General features: G+C 66.9%; 11 protein-coding genes and 2 pseudogenes. 5 read left to right on the forward strand and 8 right to left on the reverse strand.

Going from position 1 to position 14,220, the window contains the following annotated elements; all coding sequences use genetic code 11:
* Positions 1 to 2: 2 nt before the first annotated feature.
* Positions 3 to 929 carry a 2-hydroxyacid dehydrogenase gene (locus AX284_RS06095; RefSeq protein WP_068384102.1) on the reverse strand — a complete coding sequence of 309 codons (927 nt, stop codon included), beginning with the start codon at positions 927 to 929 and terminating at the stop codon, positions 3 to 5.
* A gap of 231 nt (positions 930 to 1,160) precedes the next feature.
* Between AX284_RS06095 and AX284_RS06100 the strand changes: the two genes are divergently transcribed.
* A complete protein-coding gene (locus AX284_RS06100; RefSeq protein ID WP_068384104.1) occupies positions 1,161 to 1,874 on the forward strand; it encodes a cupin domain-containing protein in 714 nt (237 codons plus the stop codon).
* 52 nt (positions 1,875 to 1,926) lie between these two features.
* Here AX284_RS06100 and AX284_RS06105 read toward each other — a convergent pair.
* The 7 genes and pseudogenes from AX284_RS06105 to AX284_RS06135 form a co-directional block, all read right to left on the reverse strand.
* Positions 1,927 to 2,418: pseudogene (locus tag AX284_RS06105) on the reverse strand (Lrp/AsnC family transcriptional regulator).
* 29 nt (positions 2,419 to 2,447) lie between these two features.
* Complete coding sequence (locus AX284_RS06110) at positions 2,448 to 3,137, reverse strand: hypothetical protein (protein WP_017639896.1); 690 nt, start codon at positions 3,135 to 3,137, stop codon at positions 2,448 to 2,450.
* A gap of 54 nt (positions 3,138 to 3,191) precedes the next feature.
* Positions 3,192 to 4,481, reverse strand: coding sequence for a 4-aminobutyrate--2-oxoglutarate transaminase (gene gabT / locus AX284_RS06115; protein ID WP_068384106.1), 1,290 nt, complete (start codon positions 4,479 to 4,481; stop codon positions 3,192 to 3,194).
* A 143-nt stretch (positions 4,482 to 4,624) separates the two neighbouring features.
* Positions 4,625 to 6,088 carry an NAD-dependent succinate-semialdehyde dehydrogenase gene (locus tag AX284_RS06120; RefSeq protein WP_068384109.1) on the reverse strand — a complete coding sequence of 488 codons (1,464 nt, stop codon included), beginning with the start codon at positions 6,086 to 6,088 and terminating at the stop codon, positions 4,625 to 4,627.
* 141 nt (positions 6,089 to 6,229) lie between these two features.
* Positions 6,230 to 7,132, reverse strand: coding sequence for a LysR family transcriptional regulator (locus AX284_RS06125; protein ID WP_068384112.1), 903 nt, complete (start codon positions 7,130 to 7,132; stop codon positions 6,230 to 6,232).
* 76 nt (positions 7,133 to 7,208) lie between these two features.
* Complete coding sequence (locus AX284_RS06130; protein ID WP_068384114.1) at positions 7,209 to 9,236, reverse strand: 2Fe-2S iron-sulfur cluster-binding protein; 2,028 nt, start codon at positions 9,234 to 9,236, stop codon at positions 7,209 to 7,211.
* 30 nt (positions 9,237 to 9,266) lie between these two features.
* Positions 9,267 to 9,878, reverse strand: a complete 612-nt coding sequence (locus AX284_RS06135; protein WP_017639891.1) for a glutathione S-transferase family protein — start codon at positions 9,876 to 9,878, stop codon at positions 9,267 to 9,269.
* 242 nt (positions 9,879 to 10,120) lie between these two features.
* Here AX284_RS06135 and AX284_RS12275 point away from each other — a divergent pair.
* The 4 genes and pseudogenes from AX284_RS12275 to AX284_RS06150 form a co-directional block, all read left to right on the forward strand.
* Positions 10,121 to 10,270: pseudogene (locus AX284_RS12275) on the forward strand (LysR family transcriptional regulator); the annotation flags it as partial.
* Positions 10,271 to 10,439: 169 nt separating this feature from the next.
* Positions 10,440 to 11,093, forward strand: coding sequence for a sigma-70 family RNA polymerase sigma factor (locus tag AX284_RS06140; protein ID WP_082731519.1), 654 nt, complete (start codon positions 10,440 to 10,442; stop codon positions 11,091 to 11,093).
* The gene (locus AX284_RS06145; protein ID WP_068384116.1) at positions 11,090 to 12,754 is read left to right on the forward strand and encodes a multidrug ABC transporter permease/ATP-binding protein; all 1,665 of its coding nucleotides are present in this window, start codon (positions 11,090 to 11,092) and stop codon (positions 12,752 to 12,754) included. The genes AX284_RS06140 and AX284_RS06145 overlap by 4 nt, the downstream gene beginning before the upstream one ends.
* Before the next feature lie 148 nt (positions 12,755 to 12,902).
* Positions 12,903 to 14,189 carry a lysine N(6)-hydroxylase/L-ornithine N(5)-oxygenase family protein gene (locus AX284_RS06150; RefSeq protein WP_068384118.1) on the forward strand — a complete coding sequence of 429 codons (1,287 nt, stop codon included), beginning with the start codon at positions 12,903 to 12,905 and terminating at the stop codon, positions 14,187 to 14,189.
* Positions 14,190 to 14,220: the final 31 nt, after the last annotated feature.

Here is a 14,220-nt window from a genome sequence, read left to right on the forward strand (position 1 = left end):
GGCTAATACCCCCGCTGCCGGTCGACCAGCCCACGCAGCGGCTCGCCGCGCTGGTGGCGGCGGATGTTGTCCAGCAAGACCGTGAAGGCCGTTTCCGGCACCGTCATGGCGCCCACGTGGGGCGTCAGCCAGATACGCGGATGCTGCCAGAAGGGATGGTCGGCCGCGGGCGGTTCCGGCTCCACCACGTCCAGCACCGCCTGGCTCAGCTGACCGCTATCCAGGGCCGCCAGCAGATCGGCTTCCACCAGCTGGGCGCCACGGCCCAGGTTGATCAGGCTGGCGCCACGAGGCAGGGCGGCGAACAGTTCGGCATCGAGAATGCCGCGCGTCTCCGGGGTCAGGGGCAGCAGGCAGATGAGGATCTCGCAATCGGCGAGAAACGCCGGCAGCTGCTCGGGACCGGCATGACAGCGTACCCCTGGCAGCTCATGGGGCGATCGCGACCAACCCGACAACGCGAAGCCGAAGCTCTTCAGGCACTCCAGCACCGCCTGGCCGATCTGGCCAAGGCCGAGCACCCCGACGCGTCTGTTCTCCGCTGTCACCAGGGCATGTTCCTGCCAGCGCCCCGCACCTTGCTGCTCGAGGTAGAGCGGCAGCTGGCGATGCAGGGCCAGCACCATGAGGGTGGCGTACTCCACCATACCGGCGACGATACCGGGATCAAGCATGCGCACTACCGGCAGGTCGGCAGGCAGCAGGCTCAGGTCGAACTGATCGACCCCGGCTGAGGTGGCGAACAGCACCTCCAGGTTGGGAAAGCGGCTGGCGAGGTCTTCTGGTGGTTGCCAGCAGGCCAGGTAGCGCACCTCGTCGGCGTTGCCCACCTCCGGCCACTGGCGAAATTCGATATCGGGCGCGCGTTCCTGGAACAGGCGTCGCCAGACCTGGCCGCGTTCGGGATCAGCCTTGTAGAGCAGCGTCATGGGGAGGTCTCCGGCAAAGCTCAAGGATGGCGCAAGGGCGCGGTAGTTTGTCCCGAATTCTCCACTGCCGCCGCCATGATCGGTGGTGCGGTGGAAACTGCGCCGCATCTGGGAAAAACGGCAGCTTCTGTGCTGCCTCGCGCCGGAAACGCCATAACCCGGCCGTCTTGGCGACCGATACTGACCCTGTCCGCGGCATGCCCGCCGCGCCTCTGGTCGTGAGGATCCGCCATGCCCCTGTTGCACTACTGCCAACCGCCCAATGACCGGCAGCTGCCGCGCGCGCTGCAGCCCCTGCACAGTGATCCCCTGGCCGCCGGCCGGGAACTGCACCTGCACGATGGCCGCCTGGGCTATGTCATGGGCAGCGCCACCAGCCACTTCGCCGATTGCCAGCTGGATGACTTTCCCTGGGTGGAAGTGAGCATTCTCGAAGCGGGCGAATTGCAGCTGGAGTGGGCCGGTGGCGCCCTGCAGCTCAAGGCCGGCGATGCCTTTGTCCTGCCCCGGGGCCTGAGTTGCCGTTGGCGTCATAGTGGCGAGCTACGTCGCCTGTTCATGGCCTTTCCCGGCCGCGCCAGCGAAGGCGCCATGCCCCAGGCGCCCGTGCTGCTGGATCCCTCGGCTCCGCGCGAACCCTCGTCGCCACCGGCGGCCAGCGTCTTGCTCAGTCCCGAGCCCACGGCCACCGGCTGCGATCTGTTCGAAAGCGGCTGCGGCGCCTTGCGGGTAGGGATGTGGGAATGCACCGGTTACGTGCGCAAGGCAGTGACCAATCCCCATTGCGAACTGATGCTGCTCTATGCCGGCTCTGTGACCCTGGCCGTCGAGGGTGAAGCGCCCTGCAGTGTCAGGGCGGGCGAGGCGGTGCTGGTGCCGGCGGCGACACCCATGGCCTGGGACAGTCGGGAGACGGTACGCAAGCTCTATTGCATCCTGCGCTAGGAACGGCGCGCTCCGGCAGCGGGATGCTGGCGGAGCGTCGAGCCGGGGAGTACTAGCCCGCCTTGATCAAGCTGCGCAGCGGCAGGGCGTTCTTGACCACCGGCGACTTGATGACGATGTAGCTGAAGTACTTTTCGATGCCGACGTTGCGGTCGAGGATGGATTCCATCAATTCCTGGTAGTGACCGATGCTGCTGCACATGAAGCGCAGCAGGTAGTCGTAGCCCCCGCTGATGAGGTGGCATTCGAGGATCTCGTCGACCCCGCGGATAAAGGACTCGAACTTCACGAAGTCGGCGCGCTTGTGGTCGGAGAGGGTGACCTCGGTGAAAACCGTCACCTAGTTGGCGATCTTGGCGAGATTGACGTGGGCCTCGTAGCCACTGATGTAGCCGGCCGCCTCCAGGCGCTTGACCCGCTGCAGGCAGGGGCTGGGGGAGAGGCCCACGGCTTCGGCGAGACTGACATTGGTCATCCGGCCATCCTTCTGCAGCTGCACCAGGATGTTGATGTCGATGCGATCCAGTTTTGTTGCGGCGTCCATCGTCGTTCCTCGCAATCGTGAACGGCAGGTTAGGCACGCAGGGCGGTCTGGTGCGCATGCACCAGGTCGGCGAGACTCGCGTACTCGCACCGCGTGCCATCCAGGGCCTGCCGCGAAAGGTTCCAGGGCCGCGAGCGATCACGGCGCAGGGTACACAGGGGAAAATCCACCAGGGCACTCCAGGGATCGTCCGGTTCACTGCCTCTGATGGGCAGCAAATCTCCACGCGCCAAGCCCAGTTCTTCCAGGGTGTTGTCCAACGCCTGGCGCAGATCGCCACCGCGGTTGGGGATCACGGCGGCGAACACCTCAGGCAAGCGCGCCGTGACCGCTGCCGCCTCGCCGTCATCGGGCGAGGCCAGCAACACCAATCGATAGAACTTGCTCAGGTACTGCAGCGCGCCCGGAGCATCCTCGAACACCGGCCAGCACGTCGTGGCGTTTCCAAAAGCCACGCTGGCATCAAGGTCGGCTTCCTGTTGCAACTCCTGCGCCAGTCGCTGGTGAATGCGCAGGTGCAGGCTGGTCTGGCTGGCAGTGGGAGCCGCCTGGCGCATTTCGCGGGCCAGGCGGTGGTAGCTGCCGAGCAGCCAGTCGGGATGGGTGCTCAGGCCCGCCTGCGCCACAAGGGGGCGCAGGGCTTCGAGGATGCCCCCTTCACGGTCGACGAGGGTGCCGTAGCAGGAAAAGCCTAGGGCCTGGTAACGCGTGATTCTCATGGTCGGATTCCCTTGGCGCTGCCACAGCCGGGCCGGGCGGCGTTACGTTTGACCTCAGGCACCAGCCTGGGCGAGAGCCTGGCCGAACATCTGCAAGGCTTCGGCCAGTTGTGCCTCGGTGGTGACCAGAGGCGCCAGGAAACGGATGACATTGCGCTCCACCCCACACTTGATCACCAGCAATCCGGCCTGACGAGCGCCCTCGATGATCTGCTGAGCGAGGGCGGCATCCGGGCTCTTGCCATCCGCGCCCACCATCTCCACCGCCAGCATGAAGCCGCGACCGCGGACCTCGCCGATGCGTGGGTGGCGGCGTTGCAAATCGACCAGACCGCTGCGCAGCTGCTCGCCCAGCGTGACCCCACGGGCGACCAGGTCTTCCTCGTCGAAGATGTCCAGGACTGCCAGCGCTGCGGCGCAGGCCAGGGCGTTGCCGCCGTAGGTACCGCCGAGGCCACCGGGCAGGGGCGCGTCCATGATGGCGGCGCGGCCGACCACCCCGGAAAGCGGCAGGCCGCCGGCCAGGCTCTTGGCCACCGTCACCAGGTCGGGCTGGATGCCGGTCTGCTGGAAGGCGAAGAGGCTGCCGGTACGGCCGAAGCCAGTCTGGATCTCGTCCGCGATGAGGACGATACCGTGCTGGTCGCACAGCGCGCGCAACCCCTGGAGGAATTCCACCGGCGCCGGGCGGAAACCGCCGTCGCCCTGTACCGGTTCGATCAGGATGGCGGCCACCTGGTCGGGGGAGACCTGGGTGGCGAGCACTTCGCGCAAGCCGGCCAGGGCCTGCTGGCTGTCCACCCCGCGGAAGGCATCGGGGTAGGGCGCGTGATAGATGTCACCAGGGAAGGGCCCGAAGTTCTGCTTGTAGGGCTGGGCGAAGCCGGTCAGGGTCACGCCCAGCAGCGTGCGGCCATGGAAGCCGCCGCGGAAGGCGATCACCCCCGGCCGCTTGGTATGGGCACGGGCGATCTTGATGGCGTTCTCCACCGCTTCGGCCCCGGAGGTCAGCAGCAGCGTCTTGTAGGCCTCACCATCGCCGATCAGGGTGTTGAGGCGGCTGGCCAGTTCCAGGTAGGGCTCGTAGGCCATCACCTGGAAACTGGCGTGGGAGATCTCCCCGACCTGGCGGCGGACGGCCTCCACCACTCGCGGGTGATTGTGGCCGACGTTGAGCACGCCGATGCCGCCGACGAAATCGAGGTAGCGGCGACCATCCACGTCCCAGACTTCGCTGCCCTGGGCGCGGGCCACCACGACGGGGTGGGCGGTGATGATGCCGCGGGGAACGCCTTGTTCGCGATAACCCAACAGACGTTCGGTGGCTTTGGCAGCGGAATTCATGCAGCGATACTCCAGGCAGGGGCGAGAGTTCCAGCCTACGCAGGCCCTGGGGTTGGTAACGCTGAAGTTGCTGGCCCCGGCATCGCGATCGGCTGTTTTGGTCAGGAGCGGCGGCATTTTCGGTTGCCCGCCGCCGTCGGGCCTCAGTCGAGGCCACCCAGGTGCCAGGCCTTCACCTCCAGGTACTCGTCCAGCCCCAGGTGCGAGCCCTCGCGGCCCAGGCCGGATTGCTTCACGCCACCAAAGGGCGCGACCTCCATCGACAGGGTGCCGGTGTTGAGGGCCACCATGCCGAATTCCAGCTGTTCGCCCACCCGCCAGGCGCGGCGCAGGTCCTGGGTGTAGTAGTAGGCGGCCAGGCCGTAGGGCGTGGCGTTGGCCAGGGCCAGGGCCTCGGCCTCGTCGCGGAAGCGAAACAACGGCGCTACCGGGCCGAAGGTCTCCTCGCTGGCCAGCAGCATGTCCGCCGTGGCGCCGGTGAGCACCGTGGGGGCGACGAACTGGTCACGGCCGCTGGGCAGGCCGCCGAACAGGGCCCTGGCACCCTGGGTCAGGGCGTCGTCGACGTGGCGGGCCACCTTGTCCACCGCCTGGCGATTGATCAGCGGACCCAGCGTCACTCCGGTCTCCAGGCCGTTGCCCACCTTGAACTTGGCGACCTCGGCGGCCAGGCGCTCGGCGAAGCGATCGTGGATGCCGTCCTGTACCAGGATGCGGTTGGCGCAGACGCAGGTCTGGCCGGCGTTGCGGAATTTGCTCTGCAACACCCCGGCGACGGCCAGGTCCAGATCGGCGTCGTCGAAGACGATGAAGGGGGCGTTGCCGCCCAGCTCCATGCTGGTGCGCTTCACCGTGGCCGCGCACTGCGCCAACAGCAGCTGGCCGATGCGGGTAGAGCCGGTGAACGACAGCTTGCGCACCGCTGGATTGCCGGTCAGTTCGCTGCCGATGCCGGCGGGCATCCCGGTGAGCACGTTGAATACGCCGGGCGGAAAGCCGGAGCGGTCGGCCAGCTCGGCGAGCGCCAGGGCCGAGAGCGGGGTGAGGTCCGAGGGCTTGATCACCACCGGGCAGCCGGCCGCCAGCGCCGGCGCGGCCTTGCGGGTGATCATGGCATTCGGGAAATTCCACGGGGTGATGGCGGCGGCGACGCCCACCGGTTGCCTGAGCACCAGCACGCGGCGATCGCGCGTCGGGGCGGGCAGGATGTCGCCATAGGCGCGCCGGGCTTCTTCGGCGAACCATTTGACGAAGCTGGCGCCATAGGCGATCTCGCCGCGCGCCTCGGCCAGGGGCTTGCCCTGTTCCAGGGTCATCAGCAGGGCCAGGTCTTCCTGATGCTCCAGCATCAGCGCGTGCCAGCGCTCCAGCAGGACCGCTCGCTCGGCTGCCGGACGCTCGCGCCAGGCCGGCCAGGCCGCTTCCCCGGCGGCGATGGCGCGGGCGGTTTCCGCTGCCTCCAGTGCCGCCACCTGGGCGATGACGGCGCCGGTGGCAGGATTTTCCACGGCGAAGGTGGCGCCGTTGTCGGCGGCTATCCAGTGACCGTCGACATAGGCGGATTCCTTGAACAGGCGTGGGTCTCGCAGATCGGGGTGCAGTGGCATGGTGGCGCTCCCAGTGGCAGGTCAGCCCCTGAGTCTAGGGAGCGGTGGCGGCGGCGGATGCCGAATTGGCGCTGCACGAGCAGTGGCAGAACGCGTTCGGCGCGTCCTGGCCGCAGTTTGTGCGGCGGCCAATAGGTCCGCTCAGTCGGACGGTTCGCCAAACAGCGGATCACCGCGCAACGCCGCCACGGCCAGTTCGACGAAGGCCCTGACCTTGGCCGCCGCCTGGCGGCCCTGGGGATAGACCAGGTGCACCGGCAGGGGCGCCTCCTCATGGTCCGCCAGCACGATCCTCAGGCTGCCTTCGGCCAGCGCCAGGGCGATCTGGTAATGCAGCACCCGGGTCAGACCGTGCCCCGCCTTGGCCGCGGCGATGGCGGCTTCGTTGGTGTTGCACAGCAACAGCGGATCCACCACCACCCGCTGTCCGCGGGCGAAGCGCCATTCCGGCGAGGCCCAGGCGCCCTGGCAGACAAGGATGCGGTGCTCCTTAAGTGCGGCCGGGGTGGCGGGAGTGCCGCGCGCCTCCAGATAGCTCGGGGCCGCGCAAACCACCCGCCGCATCTGGCCGACCTGGATGGCGGTAAGCCCCGAATCCGGCAACTGACCAATGCGCAGGGCGACATCCATGCCCTCGTCCAACAGATTCACCTGCCGGTCGACGAAAAAGGTACGGACGCGCATCTCCGGATAGAGCGTGAGAAAGTCCAGCACCAGCGGCAGTACGTGCAGCTGGCCAAACAATAGCGGTGCGGTGATCGCCAGGGTGCCCGAAGGCTCGACCTGGTGCCCGGCGGCGGCCAGTTCCGCCTCGGCGATCTCGCCGAGGATGCGCCGGCAATCCTGCAGATAGCGGGCGCCGGCCTCGGTGGGCTTCACCGAGCGGGTGGTGCGCACCAGCAAGCGGGCGCCGACCAGCGCCTCCAGGCCGGCCACCAGGCGCGTCACCGCCGGTGCGCTCAGGTGCAGTTCCCGGGCCGCGCGGGCGAAGCTCTCGGTTTCGGCCACCTTCACGAACACGCGCATCGCCTGCCAACGATCCATCTGCGGGGTCTTCCTCAGGGCGCCGGAGCGGACCGGCCAGAGGTGCATGGTAGTCGACCCGACCTGGCTGACCAGCCTAGAGGTCGAATTCCAGCGGCGCGGACCCGGCCGCGGGCCGCGCGCAACAGAGCAGCGCCTGACTGGCGCCCACCGCCGCGGCGGGTTCCTTGAGATAGGCAACGGCGCCCTTGAGCAAGGGGGTACGGCAGCTGCCACAGTGTCCCTCGCGACAGCTGAACGTAGGCTCCAGCCCCTGGGCCTCGGCCAGTTCCAGCAGGCTGCCGGCCGCAGGCGTCCACTGCGCCTCCCGGCCGGACGCCGTGAAGCGCACCGGAATGGTCTCGGTGGACACCGCTGGGCGGGTTACTTCCGCCGTCGCCGTGACGGTGCGCATCGGTCCAGCCGGCCCGAAGGCTTCGGCATGGATACGATCATCCTCGATGCCATGACCCCGCAGGCCGTCATAGAGCCCCTGGGTAAAGGCAGCCGGACCACAGAGGTAGAAGTCGTAGTCGCCAAAGGGCAGGTAGCGCTCCAGCAACGCCATCTCGATGCGTCCGGCGGCGTCATAGTCCACCCCGGGAAGCGCGTCGGAGGGATCGCTCAGCGCCCTGATCATCCGTATCGACTCCGGCGCCTGGGCCAGCAGCTCGGCGAGCTCCCTGTCGAAGGCCCGTTCCGCCCTGGTGCGGGCGCCATAGAACAGCGTGACGGTTCGCCGACCTTTATGGACCAGCTGCCGCAACATGGCCAGCAGTGGGGTGATGCCGATCCCGGCGGCCAGCAACACCAGGGGACGAGTGCCAGCGGGTGCCAGGGTGAAGTCGCCGGCGGGCATTCGCGCTTCGATCAAATCGCCTTCGCGCCACTGGTCGTGGAGCAGCTGAGAGACCAGACCGTCGCGCTTGACGCTGATGCGGTAGCGACCGTCCGCGAGGAGGGAGGTCAGCGTATAGGTCCGCACCAGGTAGGGCTGGCCCGGCCGAGGTGTCACCCGAATCGGCAGGAACTGACCGGCCTGATAGGGAGGCAAGCCGGCGGCGTCCACGGGTTCGAGATGGAAGGAGCGGATGGTGGTGCTCTCCTGGACGATCCGGGCGATGCGTAGCGGGCGCCAGTGGCGGCCCTGGGCCCCAGCCTCCAGGCGCCGCTCGACTTCCAGCCAGCTGCCGGTCAGCTGGCTGCTGTCCGACGCTCCTCCGGCTCGGGCCTTCCAGCGCAGCGCCAGGGCGGCGCGGCGGCGAACGATCCGCCGTGGGCGAAAGGCCCAGAGCCGCTCGGCCCCGTCGAAAGCCGCGATCTCCGGCGAGTCGAACAGCACCTCGGCGGTGCCGCTCAGCTGCAGCAGATCCCCGTGTTCGTAGTCCACGAACAGCAGCCCGGCCCGGCCGTTGGCGACGACATTGCCCAAGGTGTTGAAGAACAGATTGCCGTTGAAGTCGGGAATGGTCAGCAGGTCTTCGGCGCCGACCCGGACGAAGCCCGGCTTGCCGCCGCGATGGGAGACATCGACCCGCCGCTGGCCTTGCTGGTCGGCATAGGAAGCGACGAAAAAGGTATCGGCGCCGGCAATCAACGCGCGAGCATCGGCGTCCAGGCAGGCGAGGTTCTCCATCGATGCGACCGGGGGCGGGCCTGGCGCGTGGACGACGCTCAGATCGCGCAGCTGGATATAGCGCGGGCAATTGCCGAAGCTCTGGTCCACCGTCACGCGCAGACCCTGGGCAGTGACGCTGAGTGTGCCGTTCATGCGATTGCGGCAGCGCGTATGCAACTCGACGCCGAGCAGGCCCACGGCGGCGCCGTCGCCCAGGCCCGGGGTTACCGGATCCTCGGCTGAGAGATGGGCGGCGATGTCCAGGGTGGTGGGCGTGGGCGAAGCGAGAAAGCCGGGCTGGCCTGCCAGGATCGTCGCCCAGGCCGCCCCCTCGGCATCGACGCTGCCCAGTATCACAAAGGGCAACTGCGCGAAGAACTGCCGATGCTGGTCAGGCATGAACGAGCGGATCACCCGCGGACCCAGGGCCGCCATGCGCTCACGGACGCCCAGGCGTTCCTGAATAAGGGTTTCACCGGCGTGCCAGGTGGGTAGGGATTCGTGCATGACCGTGACCTCCAGCTAGGCGACGCGCGATCAGGTCCTGAGGCCTGCCGCGGTCCGGGGGAAGGGCACGAAGCCCGGCAAGGCTTCCACCCGCTGCAGGAACGCGCGCACGGCCGCGTAGGGTGCCAGATCCACATTGCCTTCCGGCGCCCCGGCCAAATAGCTATAGAGGGCGATATCGGCGACGGTCGGGTAAGCGGCCGCCAGCCAGTCTCGCGAGGCCAGGTGGGCCTCCAGGCGTTCGAGCAGGACATGGGCGCGGGCGATGACCTCGTCGGCATCCAGCTGGGCGCCGAATACCGTGATCAAGCGCGCCGCCGCCGGGCCATAGGCCAGCTCGCCGGCTGCTACCGACAGCCAGCGCTGTACGGCGGCGGCACCAGCCGGGTCCTCAGGCAGCCAGTCGCTGCGGCCCGTCTTTTTCGCCAGGTAGACGAGGATGGCGTTGGCATCGGCGACCACCGTTTCGCCGTCCCGCAGCACCGGTACCTGACCAAAGGGGTTGAGGGCGAGAAATTCAGGCGTGCGATTGGCGCCGCCCGGGATATCGACGTCGATCAGCTCGACCTCTAATCCCAACAAGGAGGCGAAGAGCACAGCACGATGGGCATGACCGGACAGCGGGGTGTGATAGAGCTGCATGAGCCGACTCCTGGCAGGCATCGGGGCCAAGGGTGGTCCCGACAGGTGCTACCAGCTTGGAATCAGAACCTTCGCGAGGGAATGGGCCTTCTGGTCACTTCAGCATTCCGCAAACTGGAATGATCGAGTCAGCGACAGGCGAAGGCCAACACCCGCTCCAGCATGACGTTGCAGCCATCCAGCTGCGCCTGGGTGATGAATTCGTCCGGCTTGTGACCCTGGGCCATGCCAGCGGGCGCCGACTCCACGAAAAGGCCAAGGTACTGTTGCGGTTGTCCCAGGAACTGGAACAGAACGCCAAGGTGGAAAACGAGAGGGTCTCGGGCACGGTGGCCATCGGCTGTCTAGAGTCTGCGGCGCCGCTCTACCTGCCCGCGCTTTGCGCCGGGTATAACTGTCGAGGCATGCTTCTTCGCAAAACTCGCTAAGCCGCTAAGGGTTTGGCCCTCGCCCATTCCAAGAGTGCTCAACAAGCAGGATCACGAAACGTTAAACGGTTCGTTGATGTGAGAATGAGTATCAATTAGAGTTTCGCGTTCCTAGTTTTACATGGACGCAAAAATGCTATCGCTGCTTGCTCCACTTCAGGCGTCACGTCAGCCCGGGTTTCCCCTTGATGAGGTCACCCCGCCGACCCTTCAGGCTTCACCACCGCAGCCGGTCGGGCAGGGGGGCGCCGCTCAGGGTCCGGCGCTGGGAAAGCTGTTCGATCATCACCGTAGCCGCCTGCTCGGAATCGCGACGCGGTTGCTCGGCTGTAGCAAGCGTGCCGAAGACATCGTTCAAGACGCCTTCCTCAAGTTCTGGGAGCAGCGCGATTCCCGGGAGGTCGTGGAGCCTTCGCGCTATCTGTATCGGGTGGTGCAGAATCTGGCGGTCGATCAGCTGCGCCGCCGGAAGCTGGAGGCGCGCTGGTTCACCAGCCCCGATGAACAGGCCGAAGGGGTGCCGGGCGAGGTGTCCGCCGAGCGAGTGGTCCAGGCCCGGGAGGAGATCGGGCTAGTGGTCCGGGCGTTGCGGCAGCTGCCGCCCCGCACCCAGGATGTGATCACCCTGTGTCGGGTTGAGGGCTTGACCCAGCGTGATGTCGCCCGGCGGATCGGTGCCTCGCCGGCGCTGGTCAATGTCCTGCTGCAGGACGCTACCGTGCATTGTCGCAAGTCCCTGACCGGCAACTGTCTTGCCCGTAACTGTCCGAAGCGAGGTCGCCCATGACCCTCATCCGCCTCATCCTGCGCTATCGCCCGCTGGCCACGACCCTGGTGCTGTTGCTCAGCCTGGGGAGTGCCTTGCTCAGCGTCGGGGTGATCGCCTTCATCAATTGGCGGTTGGTGACCGTCCAGACAGCGCCGACCGAGGCGCTGCTGCAATTCCTCGGGTTGCTGCTACTGTTGCTGGCGATGGCTGCCGGCGCCCAGGTGGCCCTGACCGCGCTGGGCCATCGCTTCGTCTACGATCTGCGGCGGCAGGTGGTGAAGCGGGTGTTGGATACCGATATCGAACGCATCGAGGCCGTGGGGGGGCCGGCCATCCTGGCCAGTCTATCCAGCGACCTGCGCAACCTCACCCTGGCCTTCGTGCAGCTGCCTGGGCTGCTCTATGGCGCGGTGCTGAGCCTGGCGGCGTTCCTTTATATGGCCTGGTTGTCCTGGTCGCTGTTCCTGGTGACGCTCGCCTGGATGACCCTGACCCTGGGCCTGGGCTGGTTGCTGGTGACGCGGCTCAATCGCCATCTGCATCTGCTGCGCGATGCGGAGAATAGCCTCTATGCGGACTACCAGGCGCTGATCGAGGGGCGCAAGGAACTGGCGCTGAATCGTGCCCGCGCCCAGCGTTTCTTCGAGGAGGACTTCGAGGACAACGCCAGTGCCTATCGCGAGCACGTGACGCTGGCGGATCGCTACAACGCCCTCGCCAGCAACTGGGCCAACACCATGGTGCTGGGCACCATCGGCCTGGCGTTCTACCTGGCGAACGGACTGGGCTGGGCCAGCACCGAGGTGGCCGCCACCTATGCCCTGACCATCCTGTTCCTGCGCACGCCGCTGGTGATGGCGGTCGGGGCGCTACCACCGCTGATGGCGGGGCAGGTGGCGTTGGAGCGGGTGGAGGCTCTGGCCCTGGCGCCCGCCGCGGAAGATTTCGCCAAGTCGGTGCCGGCCTTCGCAGGAGACTGGCAGCGCCTGGAGTTGCGTGGCGTGGAGTATCGCTACGAGACCCAGGGCGATGAGCAGGGCTTCGATGTGGGACCCTTGAATCTTACGCTCAGGCGCGGTGAGACGGTGTTCCTGATGGGGGGTAACGGCAGTGGCAAGTCGACCCTGGCGCGTCTGCTGACCGGCTTGTATCAGCCGCAACGCGGCGTCATCGCGGTGGACGACAGGGTCGTGGGCGTGGCCGATCGGACGGCCTATCGCCAGCTGTTCGCCGCGGTCTTTACCGACTTCCATCTGTTCGATCGCCTGCTCGGGCCCGATGGCACGCTTGCCGAGGGGTCTCAGGTGCAGACTTGGCTGCGACGCCTGCATCTGGAGCGCAAAGTGCGGGTGGCGGAGGGGCGGCTGAGCGATACCCGCCTGTCCCAGGGCCAGCGCAAGCGGTTGGCTCTGCTATTGGCCATGCTGGAGGGGCGCAGCATCGTCCTACTGGATGAGTGGGCCGCCGACCAGGACCCGCTGTTTCGCCAGCTGTTCTATCGGGAGCTGTTGCCCCTGATGAAGGCGGCGGGGTTGACGGTATTTGCCATCACCCATGACGACGCCTATTTCGATCAGGCCGATCGGCTATTGAAGATGGATGGCGGCCGCCTGGTGGAACTGGTCGGTGAGCAGCGCGAGCGGGCCAGTCGCGATGCCCTGCGGGAGATCGCCGGCTAGGAGGTGAGAAGCAGTCGCCGATCTGGACAGGGATCGGCAAAAAAGCCCTGAACAAGCGTCAGGGCTGTTCGTCGAGGAAGGTGAGAATGATTGTCAGTCGTGCTGTGTCGCGAGGGCAATCCCACCCGGTTATCGACGAGAGGTTCGCATGGAACAGGTCCACGACTACATCGGCATCGGCTTCGGGCCTTCCAACCTGGCGCTGGCCATCGCCGCGGACGAGCAGGCTCCCGAGCGCCAGCCCCAGGGATGCTTCATCGAGCGCAAGCCGGCCTTCAGCTGGCACGAAGGCATGCTGCTCGAGGGCAGCACGATGCAGATCTCCTTTCTCAAGGACCTGACGACCCTGCGCAATCCGGCCAGCCGCTTCACCTTCATCAACTATCTGAAGGAACGCGGTCGACTGGAGGACTTCATCAATCTCAAGACCTTTTTCCCCAGCCGCGAAGAGTACAACGACTACCTCGGCTGGGCGGCGGCCGCCTTCGCCGAGCAGGTGCACTACGGTGAAGAGGTAGTGGCGGTGGAGCCCTGGTACCGCGACGGTAGCCTGGCCGCGGTGCAGGTGGTGTCCCGCGATCAGCAGGGCACCTTGCAACGGCGCCTGGGGCGCAATCTGATCCTCGGCATTGGTGGGACACCGCAGGTACCACCGGCCTTCGCCGGGCTGAGCGATCCGCGGGTACTGCATTCCTCGGCCTATCGCGGGCGGATCGAGGCGCTGCTGGCCGATCCAGCCCAGCCGCGCCGGGTGGCGGTGATCGGTGGCGGCCAGAGCGCCGCCGAGATCTTCCAGGACCTTACCCAGCGTTTTCCCCAGGTCGAGGCGTCGCTGATCCTGCGGGGCGGGGCACTCAAACCGTCCGATGACAGCCCCTTCGTCAACGAGATCTTCAATCCGTCCTTTACCGACCGGATCTATGCGCAATCGCCCGAGCGCCGTGAACGCCTGTTCGCCGAGTACCGCAATACCAACTACTCGGTCGTCGACCTGGAGCTGATCGAGAACCTCTACCAACTCTTTTACCTGCAGAAGCTGCGCGGTCACGAGCGCCATCGACTGCTCTGCGAGCGAGACGTGGTGACCTGCCTGCCATCCGCGCAGGGGCTGGAGCTGGAGCTGGAAGGGCGGCTGGACGGCAGCCGCACCACCCTGGGCTATGACGTGGTGATCCTGGCCACCGGCTATCGCCGTGACTACCACCAGCACCTGCTGGCCGGCCTGCGCGAGCATCTGCAAGACGGCGAGCCCGACCGCCACTACCGCTTGCCGCTGGCGGCGGGCGGCGCGGTCCAGGTGTTCCTGCAAGGTGGCTGCGAGGTCAGCCACGGGCTGTCCGACACCCTGCTGTCGGTCTTGGCGATTCGCTCCGCTGAGCTGGTCAAGGCCATGACCCTGGCCAGCGCGCCGCCGGTGGCGATGCGTTCCGCCTGAGCCACCCGTCACTCCTTTCTTTTCGCGACGC

The organism is Pseudomonas sp. HUK17, assembly GCF_001566765.1.

What these genes read in the sequence shown, in the direction of transcription:
- AX284_RS06095 (WP_068384102.1), bottom strand. Translation starts at nt 929, where the DNA reads ATGACGCTGCTCTACAAGGCTGATCCCGAACGCGGCCAGGTCTGGCGA.
- AX284_RS06100 (WP_068384104.1), top strand. Translation starts at nt 1,161, where the DNA reads ATGCCCCTGTTGCACTACTGCCAACCGCCCAATGACCGGCAGCTGCCG.
- AX284_RS06110 (WP_017639896.1), bottom strand. Translation starts at nt 3,137, where the DNA reads ATGAGAATCACGCGTTACCAGGCCCTAGGCTTTTCCTGCTACGGCACC.
- gabT (WP_068384106.1), bottom strand. Translation starts at nt 4,481, where the DNA reads ATGAATTCCGCTGCCAAAGCCACCGAACGTCTGTTGGGTTATCGCGAA.
- AX284_RS06120 (WP_068384109.1), bottom strand. Translation starts at nt 6,088, where the DNA reads ATGCCACTGCACCCCGATCTGCGAGACCCACGCCTGTTCAAGGAATCC.
- AX284_RS06125 (WP_068384112.1), bottom strand. Translation starts at nt 7,132, where the DNA reads ATGGATCGTTGGCAGGCGATGCGCGTGTTCGTGAAGGTGGCCGAAACC.
- AX284_RS06130 (WP_068384114.1), bottom strand. Translation starts at nt 9,236, where the DNA reads ATGCACGAATCCCTACCCACCTGGCACGCCGGTGAAACCCTTATTCAG.
- AX284_RS06135 (WP_017639891.1), bottom strand. Translation starts at nt 9,878, where the DNA reads ATGCAGCTCTATCACACCCCGCTGTCCGGTCATGCCCATCGTGCTGTG.
- AX284_RS06140 (WP_082731519.1), top strand. Translation starts at nt 10,440, where the DNA reads ATGCTATCGCTGCTTGCTCCACTTCAGGCGTCACGTCAGCCCGGGTTT.
- AX284_RS06145 (WP_068384116.1), top strand. Translation starts at nt 11,090, where the DNA reads ATGACCCTCATCCGCCTCATCCTGCGCTATCGCCCGCTGGCCACGACC.
- AX284_RS06150 (WP_068384118.1), top strand. Translation starts at nt 12,903, where the DNA reads ATGGAACAGGTCCACGACTACATCGGCATCGGCTTCGGGCCTTCCAAC.